The 17,227-nt window shown below is 68.2% G+C and carries 18 protein-coding genes and 3 pseudogenes; 13 read left to right on the top strand and 8 right to left on the bottom strand.

The window, feature by feature from the left end; all coding sequences use genetic code 11:
• Nucleotides 1-737 precede the first annotated feature (737 nt).
• From ACLIVD_RS16500 to leuD, 3 genes are read left to right on the top strand one after another with little or no spacing between them, the layout of a single operon-like run.
• The gene (locus ACLIVD_RS16500) at nt 738-2,087 is read left to right on the top strand and encodes a 2-hydroxycarboxylate transporter family protein (protein ID WP_283331829.1); all 1,350 of its coding nucleotides are present in this window, start codon (nt 738-740) and stop codon (nt 2,085-2,087) included.
• Between the two features lie 59 nt (nt 2,088-2,146).
• Complete coding sequence (gene leuC, locus ACLIVD_RS16495) at nt 2,147-3,547, top strand: 3-isopropylmalate dehydratase large subunit (RefSeq protein WP_283331830.1); 1,401 nt, start codon at nt 2,147-2,149, stop codon at nt 3,545-3,547.
• Nucleotides 3,548-3,578: 31 nt separating this feature from the next.
• Nucleotides 3,579-4,175, top strand: coding sequence for a 3-isopropylmalate dehydratase small subunit (gene leuD, locus ACLIVD_RS16490; protein ID WP_283331831.1), 597 nt, complete (start codon nt 3,579-3,581; stop codon nt 4,173-4,175).
• A gap of 43 nt (nt 4,176-4,218) precedes the next feature.
• On the opposite strand, the gene ACLIVD_RS16485 is transcribed toward leuD, so the two are convergent.
• Nucleotides 4,219-4,704 (bottom strand): Lrp/AsnC family transcriptional regulator, encoded by a 486-nt coding sequence (locus ACLIVD_RS16485; RefSeq protein ID WP_283331832.1) that lies wholly within the window; start codon nt 4,702-4,704, stop codon nt 4,219-4,221.
• Between the two features lie 138 nt (nt 4,705-4,842).
• Between ACLIVD_RS16485 and ACLIVD_RS16480 the strand changes: the two genes are divergently transcribed.
• Nucleotides 4,843-5,610 carry an RraA family protein gene (locus ACLIVD_RS16480; RefSeq protein ID WP_491932704.1) on the top strand — a complete coding sequence of 256 codons (768 nt, stop codon included), beginning with the start codon at nt 4,843-4,845 and terminating at the stop codon, nt 5,608-5,610.
• A 14-nt stretch (nt 5,611-5,624) separates the two neighbouring features.
• Here the strand turns inward: ACLIVD_RS16480 and ACLIVD_RS16475 are convergent.
• Nucleotides 5,625-6,079: pseudogene (locus ACLIVD_RS16475) on the bottom strand (DUF6537 domain-containing protein); the annotation flags it as partial.
• Between the two features lie 158 nt (nt 6,080-6,237).
• The gene (locus ACLIVD_RS16470) at nt 6,238-6,501 is read right to left on the bottom strand and encodes a hypothetical protein (RefSeq protein ID WP_283331834.1); all 264 of its coding nucleotides are present in this window, start codon (nt 6,499-6,501) and stop codon (nt 6,238-6,240) included.
• Nucleotides 6,502-6,544: 43 nt separating this feature from the next.
• On the opposite strand from ACLIVD_RS16470, the gene ACLIVD_RS16465 reads away from it, so the two are divergent.
• On the top strand, nt 6,545-6,808 hold the full coding sequence (locus ACLIVD_RS16465) for a DUF389 domain-containing protein (RefSeq protein ID WP_283331835.1): 264 nt from the start codon (nt 6,545-6,547) through the stop codon (nt 6,806-6,808).
• Between the two features lie 628 nt (nt 6,809-7,436).
• The gene (locus ACLIVD_RS16460) at nt 7,437-8,213 is read left to right on the top strand and encodes a VOC family protein (protein WP_283331837.1); all 777 of its coding nucleotides are present in this window, start codon (nt 7,437-7,439) and stop codon (nt 8,211-8,213) included.
• A gap of 441 nt (nt 8,214-8,654) precedes the next feature.
• Here ACLIVD_RS16460 and ACLIVD_RS16455 read toward each other — a convergent pair whose 3' ends face one another.
• Nucleotides 8,655-8,879, bottom strand: a complete 225-nt coding sequence (locus ACLIVD_RS16455) for a hypothetical protein (protein ID WP_283331838.1) — start codon at nt 8,877-8,879, stop codon at nt 8,655-8,657.
• Between the two features lie 280 nt (nt 8,880-9,159).
• On the opposite strand from ACLIVD_RS16455, the gene ACLIVD_RS16450 reads away from it, so the two are divergent.
• Nucleotides 9,160-9,861: an MspA family porin gene (locus ACLIVD_RS16450; RefSeq protein WP_283331839.1), complete on the top strand. Its 702-nt coding sequence runs from the start codon at nt 9,160-9,162 to the stop codon at nt 9,859-9,861.
• 264 nt (nt 9,862-10,125) lie between these two features.
• Here ACLIVD_RS16450 and ACLIVD_RS16445 read toward each other — a convergent pair whose 3' ends face one another.
• Nucleotides 10,126-10,329, bottom strand: coding sequence for a three-helix bundle dimerization domain-containing protein (locus tag ACLIVD_RS16445; RefSeq protein ID WP_280783782.1), 204 nt, complete (start codon nt 10,327-10,329; stop codon nt 10,126-10,128).
• 140 nt (nt 10,330-10,469) lie between these two features.
• Complete coding sequence (locus ACLIVD_RS16440; RefSeq protein WP_283331840.1) at nt 10,470-11,432, bottom strand: DUF8129 domain-containing protein; 963 nt, start codon at nt 11,430-11,432, stop codon at nt 10,470-10,472.
• Between the two features lie 336 nt (nt 11,433-11,768).
• On the opposite strand from ACLIVD_RS16440, the pseudogene ACLIVD_RS16435 reads away from it, so the two are divergent.
• The 5 genes and pseudogenes from ACLIVD_RS16435 to ACLIVD_RS16415 all read left to right on the top strand — a co-directional run bounded on the left by ACLIVD_RS16435 (nt 11,769) and on the right by ACLIVD_RS16415 (nt 15,218).
• A pseudogene (locus ACLIVD_RS16435) lies at nt 11,769-13,244 on the top strand (CYTH and CHAD domain-containing protein).
• Between the two features lie 347 nt (nt 13,245-13,591).
• A pseudogene (locus ACLIVD_RS16430) lies at nt 13,592-13,854 on the top strand (DUF6328 family protein); the annotation flags it as partial.
• Between the two features lie 193 nt (nt 13,855-14,047).
• Nucleotides 14,048-14,368 carry a hypothetical protein gene (locus ACLIVD_RS16425; RefSeq protein WP_283331841.1) on the top strand — a complete coding sequence of 107 codons (321 nt, stop codon included), beginning with the start codon at nt 14,048-14,050 and terminating at the stop codon, nt 14,366-14,368.
• Nucleotides 14,369-14,477: 109 nt separating this feature from the next.
• Nucleotides 14,478-14,687 carry a glyoxalase gene (locus ACLIVD_RS16420; protein ID WP_283331842.1) on the top strand — a complete coding sequence of 70 codons (210 nt, stop codon included), beginning with the start codon at nt 14,478-14,480 and terminating at the stop codon, nt 14,685-14,687.
• Between the two features lie 63 nt (nt 14,688-14,750).
• Nucleotides 14,751-15,218, top strand: coding sequence for an SRPBCC family protein (locus ACLIVD_RS16415; RefSeq protein WP_280783787.1), 468 nt, complete (start codon nt 14,751-14,753; stop codon nt 15,216-15,218).
• A 115-nt stretch (nt 15,219-15,333) separates the two neighbouring features.
• Here ACLIVD_RS16415 and ACLIVD_RS16410 read toward each other — a convergent pair whose 3' ends face one another.
• Nucleotides 15,334-15,750 (bottom strand): hypothetical protein, encoded by a 417-nt coding sequence (locus ACLIVD_RS16410; RefSeq protein WP_283331843.1) that lies wholly within the window; start codon nt 15,748-15,750, stop codon nt 15,334-15,336.
• Nucleotides 15,751-15,864: 114 nt separating this feature from the next.
• Nucleotides 15,865-16,164, bottom strand: coding sequence for a hypothetical protein (locus ACLIVD_RS16405; protein ID WP_283331844.1), 300 nt, complete (start codon nt 16,162-16,164; stop codon nt 15,865-15,867).
• Between the two features lie 465 nt (nt 16,165-16,629).
• Here ACLIVD_RS16405 and ACLIVD_RS16400 point away from each other — a divergent pair, with 465 nt between their 5' ends.
• Entirely contained in the window at nt 16,630-16,827 is a 198-nt protein-coding gene (locus ACLIVD_RS16400; protein ID WP_280783789.1) for a hypothetical protein, read from the top strand.
• The last annotated feature ends 400 nt before the right edge of the window (nt 16,828-17,227 follow it).

Raw genomic sequence — 17,227 nt, 5'->3', positions numbered from 1 at the left:
CCGCCTGCGATGCGGCGCGCCCGGCGACCGTGACCCCCGAGCTGTGCCCGCGTCCGGTCGGTGCGCCGGGTGTCCCCGCTGTCAGCGTGGCTCGCAGTTCCCGCACCCGGAGCCCGGTCAGGACGTCGAAAGAGTGTGCCTGCACCTCGCAGGACCGCAGAGCATCCACAAGCTCGGGTTCGTCGTCGACGAACGCCGACAACCACCGCCCCACCGCCCGGCAATGGCTGGTCTTGACCTCGACGGCCGGACGATGATCACCACGAGACCGACACAACAGTGTGCGTCCGGACGGAAAGCCGTTCTCTCCGAGTCACATCCGGGTCTGCTCCGCGTACGTGACGGGCCGTCGAATACACCACCACGAACCCCAACACCGCTGCCGCCTCCACCAGATCCCGGCCGTGCCGACCACTGCCGCCCGTCCGACATGTCGAAGAACCGCTGCCACCTCCTGCCGGCGGCTCCCACCCGTGTCACCGGCGGTCAGCAGGTGTGCGAATGCCGACAGGTCCCCCAGGTCATCAGCGGCGACCTGGGGGTGCCCGGACGGAAGTCGGACCAATTGTCCAACCTGGCCTGCCCTAGCCGCAGCAAGCTGGTCCATTGGTATGAATAACTCAGAGGCATTGGCAATTGAGGCGCAAGAAACGCTACCGTTCGTGACCAGTGACCTGAGTCACTCCACAAACTTCCGTGATCGGCACAGCCCCGCCGGCACGGCGCAGGAGGCGAACGTGAAAATCAAGGATGCTGTGCCCGGCACGGAGGCGACGGAGTCGACCCGAAATGGGTCCTCCCGCGCCCAGATCTTGTCCATGCCCTGGCCGTGGTACCTCGTCCTCGTCGGGGTCGGTCTGGGTGCTGTCTACACCGGCACGCTCCCGGAGAACATCTTCGGTGGTCTGGCCATCGCGATGATCATCGGCTGCGGCCTGTTCTGGATCGGGGACCGCACCCCGGCATTGTCCGCGATCGGAGGCGGGCCGCTGTTGTGCGTCTTCGCGCCGGCCCTGGCCGTGTACTTCGGAGTGGTTCCGGAGAGCTTCTCGGACATCGTCAAGAACTGGTTCACCGGGTACGGATTCGTCGAGATCCTGGTGGCGTCGATCATCGCCGGCAGCATCCTCGGGATGGACCGTCGGTTCCTGATCAAGGCAGGTGGCCGGTTCTGCGCGGTGATTGTGGTGGCATTCGCGCTGGTGGTCACCATCATCGGGACGATCGCCGCGGCAACCGGTTTCGGATTCAAGACCGCAATCCTCGACGTCACGATCCCGATCATGGCCGGCGGCATCTCCGGGGGTGCGATCCCGCTGTCGCAGATGTACGCCGACACCATCGGTGGTGACGCCCAGCAGTACATGTCCAGCATCGTGCCGCCGATCATCTGCGCGAACCTGCTGTGCATCGTGCTGGCATCGGTGTACGCCAACCTGACCCGTCGACGCACCAAGCTGTTCGTCGGCTTCAACGGCCACGGTGAGATGCTGCGGATCAAGGCCACCCCGGAGCAGGTCGCCGCGCTGACCGACAAGCGTCCGCTGACGATCAGCGGCCTCGGCACCGGCCTGCTGATGACCGGTGCCATCTACCTCGTCGGCGCGATGCTGCAGGCCGCGGTTCCGCCGGTGCACCTCTACGCCTGGGTCATCCTGCTCACCGCGGCGATCAAGCTGTCGGGTGTGCTGCCGCAGGAGGTCGAGGAGTCGACGACCGAGTGGTACCAATTCGTGGTCAAGCTGTGGGTGCCGGCAGCGTTGGTCGGCATCGGGGTATCCCTGATCGACATAGAGCAGATCGCCGAACTCGTTTCCCGCCCTGCCTATCTCGCATTCACCGTCGCCACCGTGCTGATCACCGCGTTGACCGCCGGGTTCGTGGGTTGGCTGCTGAAGTTGTACTTCGTGGAGTCCTCGATCACCGCCGGCCTGTGCATGACCGACCTCGGCGGGTCCGGCGACATCGCCACCCTTGGCACCACCCGGCGCATGCACCTGTTGCCGTTCGCGCAGATCACCTCGCGCCTCGGCGGCGGGCTGGTACTGCTGTCGGCTTCGGGTTTCCTGGCCTACTTCTACGGCTGATTTCTGCGGTCTGCCGATGTCGTCGGCGCGAACGTATTCGATGAGGAGAAAGAAAACACATGGGTAAGACGCTGGCCGAGAAGGTCTGGGACACACACATAGTTTACCGAGGGGAGGGCGAACCGGACCTGCTCTACATCGACATGCACCTGCTCCACGAGGTGAATACACCGCAGGCGTTCGACGGTCTCCGGGCGAGCGGTCGCACGGTGCGGCGCCCGGACCTGACGCTGGGCACCGAGGACCACAACACCCCGACCGTGGCCGTGGACAAGGAGATCGTCGACCCCGCGGCCCGCGAACAGGTGTCGCTGATGCGCAAGAACTGCGCCGAGTTCGGGATCGAGTTGTTCCGCCTCGGTGAGGAGCATCAGGGCATCGTGCACGTCATCGGTCCCGAACTCGGCCTGTCCCATCCGGGTTCGACGATCGTGTGCTGTGATTCGCACACCGCCACCCAGGGCGCGTTCGGGGCGCTGGCGTTCGGGATCGGTACCAGTCAGGTCGAGCACGTGCTGGCGACGCAGACCCTGCCGATGGGACGGCTGAAGAACATGGCGGTAACCGTGAACGGATCGCTGCCCGAGGGAGTGACGGCCAAGGATCTGATCCTGGCGATCATCGCCCGCGTCGGCACCGCGGGCGGGCAGGGCCACATCATCGAATACCGCGGCCAGGCCATCGAGGAGCTGTCGATGGAGGGCCGGATGACGGTGTGCAACATGTCCGTCGAGGCCGGATCCAGGGCAGGGATGATCGCCCCGGACGAGAAGACCTTCGAGTATCTGCACGGTCGTCCCGCCGCCCCGACCGGGGCCGCATGGGACGCCGAAGTGGCGTACTGGCGCACCCTGTTCAGCGACGACGACGCCGTCTTCGACAAGGAAGTCGTCATCGACGCCGCCACCCTGACCCCGTTCGTGTCCTGGGGCACCACGCCCGCGCAGGCAGGTCCGCTCGGTGATCCGGTCCCGCATCCGGACCAGTTTCCCGACCCGGTCGAGCGGGCCGCCGTGCAGCGCGCCCAGGCCTACATGGACATCACCCCCGGACGCCCGGTCCGCGGGCTCCCGGTCGATGTCGTGTTCATCGGATCATGCACCAACAGCCGCATCGAGGACCTGCGGGAAGTCGCACGCGTCCTCGACGGAAGGAAGGTCGCACCCGGGGTCGAGTTGATGATCGTGCCCGGATCGATGAAAGTGCGTCAGCAAGCGATCGACGAAGGCCTGAACGAGGTGTTCGAGGCCGCCGGGGCGGGACTGCGGTTCGCCGGGTGCTCGATGTGCGCGGCTCTGAACGAGGACCGCCTCACACCCGGTCAACGGGCCGCATCGACGAATAACCGCAACTTCGAGGGCCGCCAGGGCAAGGGCTCGCGCACCCACATCGTCTCGCCAGCGGTTGCCGCCGCGACCGCGGTGGCCGGCCACCTGGCCGCACCCGCCGACTTGAACTGACTCCCCCACCGTTTTCGAATCGAGGACCATCGTGCAACCGTTCACCGTGCACACCGGCGTCGCCGCACCCCTGCGGCGCACCGACGTCGACACCGACCAGATCATCCCCGTCCGCTTCCTCACCCACAGCTCCCGGACCGGGTTCTCCGACAAGCTCTTCCACGACTGGCGCGAAGAGCCCGACTTCGTCCTCAACGACCCCGCGTACGCCGGATCGACCATCCTGATCGCCGGCCGGGACTTCGGCACCGGATCGTCGCGGGAATACGCGGTATGGGCGTTGCAGAACTACGGATTCCGGGCTGTGATCGCGCCACGGTTCGGGGACATCTTCCGCGGCAACGCCCTCACCAACGGCCTACTCACCGTGGTGTTGCCGACCGAGATCATCGAGCAACTCTGGTTACTGCTCGAGGCCGACCAGGGCCACCAGGTCACCATCGACCTCGTCGAACGGCGGGTGCGGGCGGGTGAGATCACCGCGGCGTTTGAACTCGACGACAACACCCGGTGGCGGTTGCTCGAGGGACTCGATCACATCGACCTGACCCTCACTCACGCCGCCACGATCAGCGACTTCGAGCATCAGCGGCGCCCCGCACTGCCGGCTACCACCCTGCTTCGCTGACCACAGCGATTCGTTGACCACAGTGTTGGACGGGCCGAGACCCTCAGGGCGTCTCGGTCCGCTTCTTTTCCAGCAACGGCACGATCCGCGGGGCGATACGGCGGCTGAGTACCAGTTCCGACTGGGTACGCAGGACCCCCTCGGTGGCGATCATCTCCTGCAGCACCCGCTCGAAGTCTTCGTGATCCTTGGCCACCACCCGGCACAGCAGATCACCCTTTCCGGCAACGGAATTGACCTCGAGCACCTCAGGGATGGTGGCCAGATGCTGACAGGTGGCGTCCATCATCGACTGCGCGATGTCCAGGTGCACGAACGCCAGGATGGAGTACCCGAGCGCGGTCGGTTGCATCTGCGGGCGGTAACTGGTGATCACCCCCTCGCGGGAGAACTTGTCGAGCCGCGACTGCACAGTGCCGCGCGCGACGTTGAGGCGGCGGGCGTACTCACGCACCCCCGCCTTTGGTTCCTCGACGATCAGCTTCAACAGATCGAGATCCAACTTGTCCAAGGGAGTGGTCAACTGCATCGCCCCATTGTGCCCGCTACAACGCTCAGACAGAACCCGACCGGACCGATTGCTCAAACTTTGATTCCAGTCAACTACCACTAGCCCACCGGGGGCAGATTCCTACACCGCCCCCTATTTTGAAGTATGGAGAACTCGATGTCCCAGCAAGCCTCTCCGGTCTCGCCGGCCCTCCACCGCCAGGCGCCTGTCACGGCCGTCCAGCGCGATCGTGCCGCGCTGTTGACGTCCCTGTCGCAGGTTTCCGATGTCTCCTGCGCGGTCGCCGACGCACTCGACCAGCTGGGTGTCGGTGCCGCGATCGGTGCCGGTACCATCGCACCCCTGCGCCGAGGGCAGCGGATCTGCGGGCCAGCGGTGACGTTGCGGTACCGGCAACTGACCGGCGACGTCGCCTACAACAGGGCGGACGGACTCGGTACCCGCCTCGGCGACCGAGACCTCTACAGCAGCGCCCGCCCCGGTGACGTGGCAGTGTTCGACTGCCCCGCCCCCGCCGACACCGCGGTCGTGGGTGCGCTGTCGGCACAATGGGCGCTGCTGGCCGGACTCGCCGGGTGCATTGTCGGTGGCGCGGTGCGTGATTCGGTATCCATCGTCGACAGCGGCCTGCCGGTCTGGTCGATGGCCCGGGCCCCGCAGGCCGCCCGGTTCCGCTACGCCACCGAATCGATCGGCGAACCGGTCCGGCTGGCCGGACGCCTGATCCACCCGGGCGACATCATCGTCGCCGATGACGACGGGGTCGCCGTCATCCCGGCCGACCGCTTGTTCGACGTGGTGAAGATCTGCGTGGAAGCCGACCGGGTCGAGCACGAACTGCTCGCCCAGTTGCGGTCGAGCGACTCGATCGCCGACCTGATGGGCAAGCTGCGGCAACGACCGGTCAGCGTGTTCGACCGCTGACCCGCGGCCGACTCTCAGCACCGCGGAAGGTAGTTGTCGACATTGCGGAGTTTGACGTCCTCGTAGCCGCGCACCAGATCCGCGGCCTCCGCGGCGGCGACCGACGTCTCGTACGTGCTCGCATCCAGCGCACGCGCCAATCCCAGCACCATCTGCTCGTACTGGGCGACGAGGCGTCGTTCGAGCCCCCGCACCAGGGCGTATCCGAACGGATCCCACCGCGTGCCCCGCAGCCGCTTACCCTTCGCCAGCACACGGAGTGCAGCGTGGCTGCGGGGGCCGAGACCGACTTATTCTTCCGGCCCAACGCTTCGAGGACCGGGGGATGCAGCTTGTAAGTGAGGTTGCCGCCGCCGGGCACCTCGGCTCGCACGGCCTCGCGGAAGGCGGGGTCGGTGAGCATGCGGGCGACCTCGTATTCGTCCTTGTAGGCCATCAGCTGATATTCATCGTTGGCGGGGGCTGCGCTTGGCTGTCCCCCAAGACAACCCACGCCGCCACTGGCAGCCACAGATGCTCTCGGCCCGCGACTTCCGGCCGACGGTGTCACTCACGAAACAGCTGCAGCTGTGGTCACCCCTCGGGGGGCGCGGCCCCTCAGTGGTTTTTCCACCGCCCAGGGTCGGTCTACCCGGCGGATCCTGGCGTGCTCGGGTCGGCAGTGAGGTCGTCGGTGTTGGCGAAGACCAGGCGACCGTCGTCGAGGGCGACAGCCCACCGATGCACCGGAGCCCAGGCGTGCCCGCGCTCCTCGGTGTCGGTCAGCTCGGCGTAGTCCTCGACGATCCGACCGGTCTGCGCCGATTCGGACGGCCGGCGCACCAGCACCCGTGCGCCCGCGCCGAGCGGACCGGGTTCGGGTCTCGGACTGTGATCCTTCTTCTCGGACATCGGTCTGCGCCTTCCCGTCGGGCTACACGCCGCGGCTGCCGGCGTGCTCTCCCTGACCTCCGCCAAGGTCGGCGGACTGACGGGCGTGTTCATCTCGGTCACCACCGTCCCCGCCGCGGGGAACATCGCGCTCGGGGCGGCGTTCGGAGTCGGCTCGGCGATCTGGGGCAGCACCCTGCAGCTATTGCTGAACCTGACCGGAATGGCACTGGCCGGATGGGCCACGCTCAGTCTGCAGCAGGCGGTGTGGTCACGGATCTCGGTGCGCCGCGCCAAGGCCCTCACCCGCCCACACCGCATGCTCTAACCCACCCCCGCTCCGCCCGCCCGCCCGCGCCTGCTAATTCCCACCCCGCGCCGGCATACCGCCGCCGTCCGAGTCACCATCGCCCGCCACCAACGGCGGATCCACGAGGGCGTGATCCTTCTGGGCCAGCAACGGGCACGATTCCACCAACGCAGCCCACACCCCCAGAGCACCGGCCCGGCCTGAACCCTGTCACCACCGCCTGGGCAGGTCGCTCACGCTGTGGCGATGCCCAGCGTGAGCATGTCGAGCTGCCGCACACGCTGGGGTGACGCACCGGAAGGAGGTGACCGCCGACGCCGCCGAACGCGCGGAAAGCGAGCACTGGGCGACGATGTGAACGTCCCGGCCGAACGTCTCCGGGCGGAGGTTCCGGCGCTGCAGGAGCAACCGTTCGAGGCGCGTCGGATGGCCGGCCCACTGATTGCCCGATACCCGCTGTCGGTGACCCGGAAGGACGCCTCGGCGAGGTGACTACCGGGCATCGGCCGCCCTGCACCTTCAGGACTCCGTCCTGTCGATTGCAGAGTGGGTTCGGCGGAGCGGACAGCGAATCCCGTGGCTCCGCCGTCGAATGTCGGTGCCGCAGGCTAGCGTCGAGTGGGTACCCGGCAGCTGAGGAGCAGCGATGAGCGCGGTCACGACGAATCAACCACTCGGCACCCCCACCTGGATCGACCTGGGCATTCCCGACCTCGACCGGGCGATGACCTTCTACGGGGCGGTCTTCGGCTGGGAGTTCGACGTGGGGCCCGAGGAGTACGGGCGGTACACGATGTGTCTGCTCGGCGGCAGGAAGGTTGCCGCGCTGATGCCGAATCCCGACGAGAACGCCACCGAGTTCTGGTGGAACGTCTACCTGGCGACCGACGATCTCGATGCGACGGTCGCTCGGTCCGCAGACGCGGGCGGCACGGTGCTGATGGAGCCCATGGACATCGCCGAGCAGGGTCGGATGGCGATGGTGCGGGATCCGTCCGGTGCGCAGTTCGGCCTGTGGCAGGGGCGGGCGCACGTCGGCTGCGAGCTCGTGAACGAGCCGAACACGTTGTTGCGCAACGACTTGGTGACCCCGAATCCCGGCCCGGCGCGGGACTTCTACGCGGCGGTCTTCGACTTCACGCTGGACGGGAACGACGACCTGCCCGGAGTGGACTTCACCTTCCTGCGCAGACCGGATGGGCACGAGATCGGTGGCATCGTGGGCGACCCGGCCGCCTCGGAGTCCTCCTGGGGCACGCTCTTCCAGGTTGCCGATGCGAACGCCGCCGTTGCCGCCGCCCGGGCCAACGGGGGCACCGCGCAGGACCCGACGGACATGCCGTACGGGCGGACCGCGGATGTCACCGATCCGTTCGGGGCGACGTTCACGGTAGGTTCCCCGCTGCCGGGTAGGCAGGGGTAGAGGGGTCTCGGAGAGGTAATTATCCGGTTCGGGAAGTGCGGGCGCTGGTCGAAGCGTCGCGTCCGACTGCGGAAAGGACGTGCCGGTCTGTCGGTGGTTCCCGAGGTGAAGTGGGCTCCCGCGGTTGGGGCAGTCGATGACAACCTCGGTCTGACGTGCAAATCCCGCAAAGCGAACTGCGCGAACGGCACTGAACGCGATGCTGTGAAGTCCCATCACCCGCCCCGGTGTCGCGCAGGTCGGCACCGACGGCTGTCCTACATCGCTGCTCCGTGTGTGGGATGGGCGGGCCAGCCGCGCCGGCGCGCGGTGCCGACGGATCGGGCCAGGTCACGGCGCAGGAGCCGAGTTGGTGACCAGTCAATGAACGACGCCATGTCACGGTGACTCGCCCGCGATCGGGCGCAGTGCACGGACAGCCAGCGGTCGGGGCGTCCGCGATCATCGCCGGCCACGTGTCGGCGTCTTCAAATCGATCCGGTCGCCCCCGTCGACGGGGTCTCCCTCGAGCACCGATGTGAGTTTGTCGAGGTCGCCCGCAAGTGGCCGGAGCAACGGTGTCGGGGACGTCCCCAACGCGGCGTCGAGCTGGTCGGCGAGCACGTCATCGCCGGTCCAGTCCCGCACGCGCAGCGCCGCCGCACTCGGTGGCCACCTCCCGCGCACCGCCTCGACGATCGTCGATCACGATGGCGTCGCCAACCATCTGCACCACCTCGCCGGTCAGTCGGCCGGCCGCGCACCGGGTCCACGATCGCGGGCGGGCCGTGCGACCTCAACGGAGCCCCGAGCAACTCACCCGGATGCCGAGCGGGAGCCGGTCGTCGAAGATACACACGAAGCTCACGTGAAGATCTGATCAACACAAGGACATCATCCGACCCGAATGGTTAAGCTCTGCATGCTTTTTCGTTTCGGTTGCAGTACGGACCGAATGGGGATTCGCATGACGAACATCAGCACAGCTCGACCCGGATACAAACCCTTCACCCGCCTGGCGGCGGTCTTAGGTATCGCCGTACTTGCCATGGTGATGGGTGACGGCACCGCCTCGGCAGGAGTCGACAACTCCAGCTCCGTCATCGACGCGGACGGCAACCGCATCGAGGTCCTGCAGGGCGACACCCAGTACCATGCCGTCCCGCCACTCGACGGCGTACCGACCAGCGTCGAATTCTTCCACAACGGCTACGCCGCGGTGAACATCAGCGGCCCCGACGCCGCCGACTTCGAGGGCACCAAGCTCACCGTCGGCTACCAGATCGGCTACCCGATCGCGCTGGCCGGCGCGACCATCGTCCTCAATTCGCCCGGCCTCGGATTCGCGATCGGGTCGGACACCGGCATCGACCTGGGGCTCGTCCCCGACTTCACCCTCGATCTGAGCGCCGGAACCAACGCCGAGCTGGCCGGTGACATCATCCCGTCGCAGGAGCTGGACATCGACCTGGAGCCGGGCGGTATCACCGAGATCCCGCTGCTCGAGGATCAGGAGTTCGACGGACCCGAGGCGCTGGTGCGGATGCAGGGCGTTCACGGGTCCATCTCCGGCGCCATCGGAGCCGTCACCATCCGGCCATACGCGAAGGCCGTCACCGAAAACGGTGACACCGTCATGACATACGGTGTGCCGCAGAAACTCAACTAGGTATGAGGTGGCCGCACGGCCGGGTGCCGGGTTGCGGAGGGCCGTCGGGGCAAATCCGGCGGCCCCTTCCGCGCGAGTCGCGTCGAGCGGGCCGCACATATCTGCACACGTGCGCACGGCGACGAGCGCCTTCGTGGCCAGTGCAATTCATACAGCTCGGCGCGCAACCGGTGGCGAGGCAGTGGCCACCCCAGCGCATTCGGCGAGTTGGCCAAGGGAAGATCGCGCCTCCGCCACATTGGTGCCGCGCCACCGCGTCGAAAGTCATGCGTCGAGCAACGCGCCGAGCTTCGCGGTCGCCGCACGCTCGACGAGCAACGGTACGAAATCCCGAATCGGGCATCCGACGAAGTAGGCGACCGCCTCCCCTACCGCGGTCCCGACCATCTCCCGCGACGCGGCCGGGAACTTGTTCAGCAACCGTACGGTGACCTGCGAAAGCTGGCGTTCTTCCTCCGCGGAGTTCATACCCAAAGCCTGCGCGCCCCCGGTCGCCCCGTCAATCCGTCACGTCGCGGCGCCGGAACCGAGTGCGGGCCCGGCCCGCCGACACGCGGGAATCCCCGCACACCGGGTGTGCGGGGATTCCCGCTGAGTGGTGGCGTCGCCTAGTCGATGCCGACCACCTCCTGCGCGATGGCGGCCAGCCTGGTCTGGGCGGCGGAGACGACGCTGTGCCGGTTCTTGTGCGCCTCCTCGTACGCCACGATCGCCCGCACGTCGCCCGGCTCGGTGAGGTCCTGGATCGCGGCGGCCGCCTTCGTGACGTTGAGTTCGTCGTAGTCGTCGATCGGCAGCTCCCCGGGCTCGAGGACACCGGTGGCGGTGCGGGCGGAGTGGATGACCCCGGCGACACCACCGGCGCCCTCCCGGCGGGTGACCTGTTCGGCGGTCTCGAGGGCCGCGTCGCGGGAGGCGGTCAGGGTCTTGACCGCGACGTCCCCCGCCCGGGCGCCGCGGCTGAGGAGCTCGTTCAGGGCGGGTGGGGTGGTGCGGACGGTGTCGAGGGCGCGGTCCAGGCCGCGTGCGGACCAGGTGACGGGTCCCTGGACCAGCCGCACCGCGGCGCCGGCGGCGGCCTGCAACGGGGTGCGGCGCAGCGCGGCGGGGCCACCGAGGGCGTCCTCGGCGAGCACGGTGGTCAACCAATCCACGGTGGCGGAGTGGGCGGCGATCAACCGGGACGCAAGGTTTTCGATGTCGCTCTCCCCGGCGGCGACGGCGAGGGCCTTGATGTAGCGGGCACGGTCGAGGAGCTGGTGTTCGAGGGCCAGATCGCCGAACAGCGCTTCGTCGAATGGTTGGGCCTGCTCGGTCAGGGCCTTGACCACGGCGGCGGCGCGGCCGAGGAACGGGCCGATCAGCTCGGGGACACCGCCGAGTTGGCGGATTGCGGCGTCGATGGCCTCGGCCCGGGAGCGGCCGTTGGCGGCGTTCTCCGACAGTTCTCGGCGTACCGCGTCGGTGCGGGCCTGGACGACGCGGGTTTCGGCGACCTGGATTTCGGTGTGGGTGAGATCGAGGACCGTGCGCAGCTGGGCAAGCAGGGTGGTCGTGTCGGGTGTGCTCATGCGGGTGTGCCCCTTCGGAGTTGATGGCATGGACGGTTGCACCCTGGCCGCGTACCCCGCCGAGGCCGACGGCAGCCCGGGCCGGGCCACTGTTCAACCGTTGTTAGCACCGCCGACCGAGCATGTTCAACCCGCGTCCGCACCATCGGTCGATTCCCGCGTCGGCAAAAACGAAAAGCGGGTGACACACCATTTCCGGCGCAACCCGGTCCCACGAGTAGGACGCTCGGGGTGGGCGACAGTTGACGCCCCGCCCAGGGCCAGCGCAGCACCGCAGCGGGTCCTCGGTCAACGTGGTCCTGATTATTCGACGGGCCTGGCGGGCAGTCTGGATTCATGAGCACGGCGCAGCAAGAACGGGAAGACAAGTACGACGTCGGCGCCGACTTCGCGGTACCGAACCTGGACGACCTCGTCCCACCGGGCGGCCGGGTCGACGAAGACACCGTCACCCTCGACAACCAATACTTCGACACCGCGGACCGAGACCTGCTCCGCCAGCACGTCACGTTGCGGCGCCGATCCGGGGACACCGACGAAGGCTGGCAGCTGAAGGTCCCCGACCGCAAGGCACGCACCGAAATCCGATTTCCGCTCACCGCGGACGACTCGATGCCCGATGAGCTGGCCGCCCTGGTCTCGGGGGTGGCCCTGGGCAAACCGGTGCACCCGGTGACGTCGATCTCGACCGTCCGGCTCCGCCGCCGGATGCTCGACCCGGACGGAAACCTGCTCACCGAGGTCGCCGACGACACGGTCCGGGCCACCGCGGCCGCCGCGGCGGCCGGGGACGGCGCGGTCGCCAGCGAGTGGCGCGAGGTGGAGGTCGAACTGGGCGAGAGAGGCGACGGGAAGCTGCTCGAGGCGATCGGTGAACGGTTGACCCGGGAAGACGCCCGCCCGTCCCGGTATCCGTCGAAACTGTCCCGGGCACTGAACCCGAACGGTCCGGGCACCGTCGACGACGACTCCGGCGCGGAGGTGGTTCGCGAGCTGTTGACCGGCTACCTCGACACCCAGGTGCAGGCGATCGTCGGCGGCGACGTGTGGCTGCGCCGCGGGTTGGACCCGATCCACGCCACCCGGGTCGGGATCCGGCGGTTCCGCAGCACCCTGCGGGTGTTCAAGAAGGTGCTGGACCCCGCCGCCCGGACCCGGCTCGACGAGGAACTGTCCTGGTACGCGGGGGTGCTCGGTGAGGTCCGGGACCGGCAGGTTCAGCGTGCCCGGTTCGCCGCCGCGGTCACCGACCTACCCGACGAGCTGGTACTCGGTCCGGTCGCCGCCCGGATCGAGAACGACCTGCTCGCCGAGCAACTCCGATACCGGGCCGAGGTCATGGAAACCGTCGACAGCGACCGGTACCGGGCGGTGCTCGCCGCGCTGGCGCGGTGGCGCACCGCACCGCCGCTGACCGAGGACGCCACCGCCGGGGCCCGGGTGCTGAAGAAGGCCGCCCGCAAGGCCCGCCGCAAGGCCGACAAGAGGTTGGTTGCCGCCGTCGAGGACGGCGACGACGAGGCCCTGCACCGCGCCCGGAAGGCCGCGTAGCGGGCCCGCTACGCCGCCGAGCTCACCCGCGGGCTGGTCGGGAAGAAGACGAGCAAGAAGAGGATCGCCGAATACAAGAAGATCCAGAAGGTTCTCGGGGAGCACCAGGACAGCGTGGTGGCCCTGGGCACCCTCCGCGACCTCGGTGCCCGCGCCGGGAGCACCGACGGCGAGAACGGATTCACCTTCGGGCTGCTCTACGGGCTCGAGCTGCAGGCCGCCCGCCGTGCCCGCGACGACGCCGCCCGGCTCGCCACCTGATCCGCGTTCCGCAGTGCGCACCGGCGAGGATGCGGTGGCCCGTCGTTTGCGGACCGACACACTCCGGTACCGGGCGTCGCCCGACCCGCGCCCGCCCATGCCCGGAGCCGACGACGGTGCATCACCGTCGGGGGGTCGCGGGCGGGCCATTCAGCCGGGCAGATCTCGCGCCTCGGCACGGAGGCCGCCCGGACAGGGATGTGAGAAACGGACATTTCGGGAACACCAGGTGGGCAGTGTCCAGTACCGGCCGGGCGGCAAGTACCTCGATCCAGGCCCATCCTGATCGCGGCACCTCGCGTCCCAGCCACGGGTGACCGATCCATACCGAGAACAGCGGGTGGGAGATGTCGGACGGCAGTGACGATCGGGCGCGGGACGACGACGAGTGGAACTATCGCGCCCGCCACGAGGCGGAAACCCAACGACTCGACCGAAACTGGGCGGCGCTGCTCCAGGAACTCCCCGTCGTGCGGACCGGCGTGCAACTGCTCACCGGGTACCTGCTGACGTTGCCGTTCCAGCAGCGATTCACGGACCTGACGGACTTCGCGAGGTCGGGACCTACCCCGTTACCGTCGCCCTGTCGGTCCTATCGACGATGCTGCTGACCCCGGGATGCCGTCACGTCAGCAGCGCGGTGACCCGCAGCGAGGTCCGTCACCATCCACGGCGGTAACACCGGTAGTGACACACGTCACACAGATCTGAGGTTGGCTGGTGTAACGCTTCCGGCCCTCCCCGACACCGTTCGAGTAGCCGCAGACGCTGGGCCCGCGGCACTCGAATGAGGACCACCCACCATGATCGCCACACAGCTTCACCCGATCACCCGCTCCGCCACCAGCACCTCCTCCTGGAAGCGACTGGCTGCCGTCGCCGCCGCGACCGTCGCACTCGGCCTCGTCCCAGTGGCCGCCGCCGCCGCCACCACCGCACCCTCGAACGCCGCGCAACCCGTCGCCGCAGCCGTCACCCACGACAGCCCGCTCGACCGCGACAACGACATCCAGCAGCAACGCCAGCACGACCGCCAACGTGACCAGCGGCAGGACCGTCGCGCCGAAACCATCGTCCTCGACGAGATTCTGGCCGGCTGGAACAGCGGCAGCTCCCAGCTGTAGCAGCCGCCTATCCCGGGGGTGCCAGCGGCGACCAGCTGCTCCCCCATCAGGGCCTGACGGCCTGACATCCGACGTCACCACTGTTTGAGAAACCGGCGAGAAGGCAACCATGAGCACCATCGACACCCGCACCACCGAGACGAACACCAGCACGGCAACAACATTCGGCAGAACCGTCGACCTGACCGGTGCGCTGATTCGCGCAGCGATCGCCCACGGCGAACACGAGAAGCGCACCGGTTCAGCGGACCCGAACTGGCCCCACTGGTACGCCGCCTACATGGTCGCCGAACAGGCGGGGACGGAGCCGCCCCGCTAACCGCCCTCGACACCACCCACCGATCAACCCGTCACCCCTGCACCACCCACCAAGGAGAACGTCATGTCCACGATCCACCTGCACCAGACCACCACCGCGACACCCGAACAATTCCTCGACGCACTCACCGACTTCGGGCCCGGCCGCGAGGCGGTCTTCGGCAACAGCGCCGACAACTACCTCCAGGTACACGAACTCGGCACCACTCAGGCCGACGTCACCGAGGGCTCGGGCGGGGCCTGGGAACGCCTGCGCTACGACTGGACCGACCCCCACCGCATCGTCATGACGACCACCGACTCCAACCTGTGGGGCGGCAACTCCGGCCACACCTACACCCTCACCCCGCGCCCCGACGGGACCACCGACGTCGACGCCGTCGTGGTCCGCGACGGCAAGAACCTCAAAGGACGAGCGCTCGGGGCCGTGCTCGGCGTCTTCGGCAGCCGCGTCCTGGGAAAGGCGTTCGACAAGACCGTCGCGGCCATCGAGGCCCGCAACCACACCCCGCGGACGGCGAACAACATTTAGACCCCACGGTCGCGCCGTCGAGCACCGCAACCACGGTGCCCGGCGGCGCCACCGTGTCCGACATTCCGTAGCAGTGGAGGTAGGTAGGCCGGCGACGTCCGCGTCGGGCCCACCGTCACGGTGTCGACGAGGGCGGTGTCTTCGCCGGCGTCCGGCGTCCCCGCACCGGCTTCGCCGCAGGGGTGGGAGTCTTTGCTTCGGCCGCGGTTCCGGGTCCGGTCGACGGCTCGCCGGTCCCTTGCTTATCCGGTCTGGTGCCGAGTTTGAGTTGATCGAGGACCAGCGCCGTCCCACCGACCGCGGCCACGATCGGCCACTGCACCACACCGGTCACCGCGACCGCACCCATGGTCAACACGGCCGCAGGCGTCGAATGACTTCCACGCCGGGCACCCTCCGCAGCCCCGACGGCCGCACCCTTCATGCTGCCGACCAGACCGCCGACCGCGGCCCCACCGACCGCGCCGAGGGTGGCCGTCGCAGCCTCACCCGCTCCGGTCACCGCCCGTGCCGTTCCGTTGACCAAGTTCATGACCTTTCGCCCCGCTCCACCATCGCCGAGATCGACGACGCCGCCGATCCTGTCCGACCGGAAGTACCCACCGATCGTCCGCCTGAACAGGTCGCGGGCCTGTCTGTCCGCCTCTCACTCCCCCGGGGATGTGACCGGCTTGGGCGCCAACTCCGGTTCCGCAGGGCGGCCGGAGCTGGGATCGATGGTGAGGTCCTCGGAGTCGGCGAAGATCAGGCGACCATCGTCGAGCGCGACCGCCCACCGATGCGCCGGCGCCCACTCGTAACCAGTGCCCCCGGATTCGGTCAGCACCGCGAAGTCCTCGACGACCTCACCGGTGACGTCCGCTTCAGCCCTCCTGCGGACCAACACCCGGGCACCGATCGTCAACTCCGGGCCGCGAACCAGCCTGCTACCGCTTCTGTGGGCCATCTGCTGCACCTCGTTTGCTCGGTGAACCCGGGGTTGGAGCATAAGCACCCTCACCTCCAGCAGGCGACCCGAAAACCCGGCCCCTCCGACCATCGCCGGTTACTCACCGGTACAACCGTTTTGGTTCGTCTCGCCGCTCTTGCCAGGTTCCCGGTGGTGGTGCACCATCACTTCCGTGCGCAGTCCACGCTGGCCCTCGACCGCCCCACCGCCGTGCGCCGGTGACCGGGTGCACGGTCACCGACAGCTGAGCGCACACACCCACCTGACCCTGGAACTGGTGCGGATCACGGCGTACCCGTCCGGGCTCCCGGTGCAGCTGGCCCTGACCGCGACCGGTCGACCGGCACGACGCGCCCTGCACCAGACCCGGCCGCTGACCGACCTCGCGGTCCCGTCGGGCCCGGTGGTCCTCTCTGAACGTGTGGGCCGGAACCGCCGACCTCGCGGTCGCGGACCCATACCTTGCCCCGCCCGGATCTGCAGGCCACCGCCACCGGCATCTGCACCTACCGCAGCGAGCCGCTGTATTGGCTGCCCGTCCCGCCACCGGTACGGACGGTGACCCTGACCGCCGAGCGGCCGCAGATCGGGTTACCCGCCAGCATGACCACCGTGAACCTGGCGGTGATCGCACCTCTATCGACACCCCGCCGCACCTGATTCACGATTCCGGTCACCGGCCGGACGGTCGCCTGATACCGCGCAGTTCCGGGGACTTGGCGATCAGTCGGGCCACCAGCTGATGCGCCTCGGCGACTTCTCAGCCGTGATCCTCAGAGGACCTGCCGTCAGTGTCACCCTGGTGCGAGTGTGCGAGTTTGCGAGTTGGAGTGCTGTCGGCGTCGTAGGACCGGGCCAGCGCCACCGGCGCAAAGCTGCTCCCTGATCACGTCCATCTCACGGCACTACATTCGAGGGCCCCTAACCGAACACCGACACTAGTCGGGATCGGAGAGCCTACTTGGCAACCACGCTGCCGCCTGCGAATCGCAGCGATACCCGACTCTTGCGCCGTAGACGCCCATAACTCTGTCACCGGGGTCGACGTTCAGGGACCGCC

This window comes from Rhodococcus sp. G6(2025), from assembly GCF_058628105.1.
Note: the sequence above shows the minus strand (reverse complement) of the source record. Positions and strands in the feature narration are given on the sequence as shown.

Excerpts from the sequence above, each read along its gene's own strand:
- ACLIVD_RS16480 (WP_491932704.1), top strand. The coding sequence starts at position 4,843 with ATGTCCCAGCAAGCCTCTCCGGTCTCGCCGGCCCTCCACCGCCAGGCG.
- ACLIVD_RS16470 (WP_283331834.1), bottom strand. The coding sequence starts at position 6,501 with ATGTCCGAGAAGAAGGATCACAGTCCGAGACCCGAACCCGGTCCGCTC.
- ACLIVD_RS16415 (WP_280783787.1), top strand. The coding sequence starts at position 14,751 with ATGTCCACGATCCACCTGCACCAGACCACCACCGCGACACCCGAACAA.
- ACLIVD_RS16405 (WP_283331844.1), bottom strand. The coding sequence starts at position 16,164 with ATGGCCCACAGAAGCGGTAGCAGGCTGGTTCGCGGCCCGGAGTTGACG.
- ACLIVD_RS16425 (WP_283331841.1), top strand. The coding sequence starts at position 14,048 with ATGATCGCCACACAGCTTCACCCGATCACCCGCTCCGCCACCAGCACC.
- ACLIVD_RS16440 (WP_283331840.1), bottom strand. The coding sequence starts at position 11,432 with ATGAGCACACCCGACACGACCACCCTGCTTGCCCAGCTGCGCACGGTC.
- ACLIVD_RS16460 (WP_283331837.1), top strand. The coding sequence starts at position 7,437 with ATGAGCGCGGTCACGACGAATCAACCACTCGGCACCCCCACCTGGATC.
- ACLIVD_RS16420 (WP_283331842.1), top strand. The coding sequence starts at position 14,478 with ATGAGCACCATCGACACCCGCACCACCGAGACGAACACCAGCACGGCA.
- ACLIVD_RS16410 (WP_283331843.1), bottom strand. The coding sequence starts at position 15,750 with ATGAACTTGGTCAACGGAACGGCACGGGCGGTGACCGGAGCGGGTGAG.
- leuC (WP_283331830.1), top strand. The coding sequence starts at position 2,147 with ATGGGTAAGACGCTGGCCGAGAAGGTCTGGGACACACACATAGTTTAC.
- ACLIVD_RS16450 (WP_283331839.1), top strand. The coding sequence starts at position 9,160 with ATGACGAACATCAGCACAGCTCGACCCGGATACAAACCCTTCACCCGC.
- ACLIVD_RS16445 (WP_280783782.1), bottom strand. The coding sequence starts at position 10,329 with ATGAACTCCGCGGAGGAAGAACGCCAGCTTTCGCAGGTCACCGTACGG.
- ACLIVD_RS16485 (WP_283331832.1), bottom strand. The coding sequence starts at position 4,704 with ATGCAGTTGACCACTCCCTTGGACAAGTTGGATCTCGATCTGTTGAAG.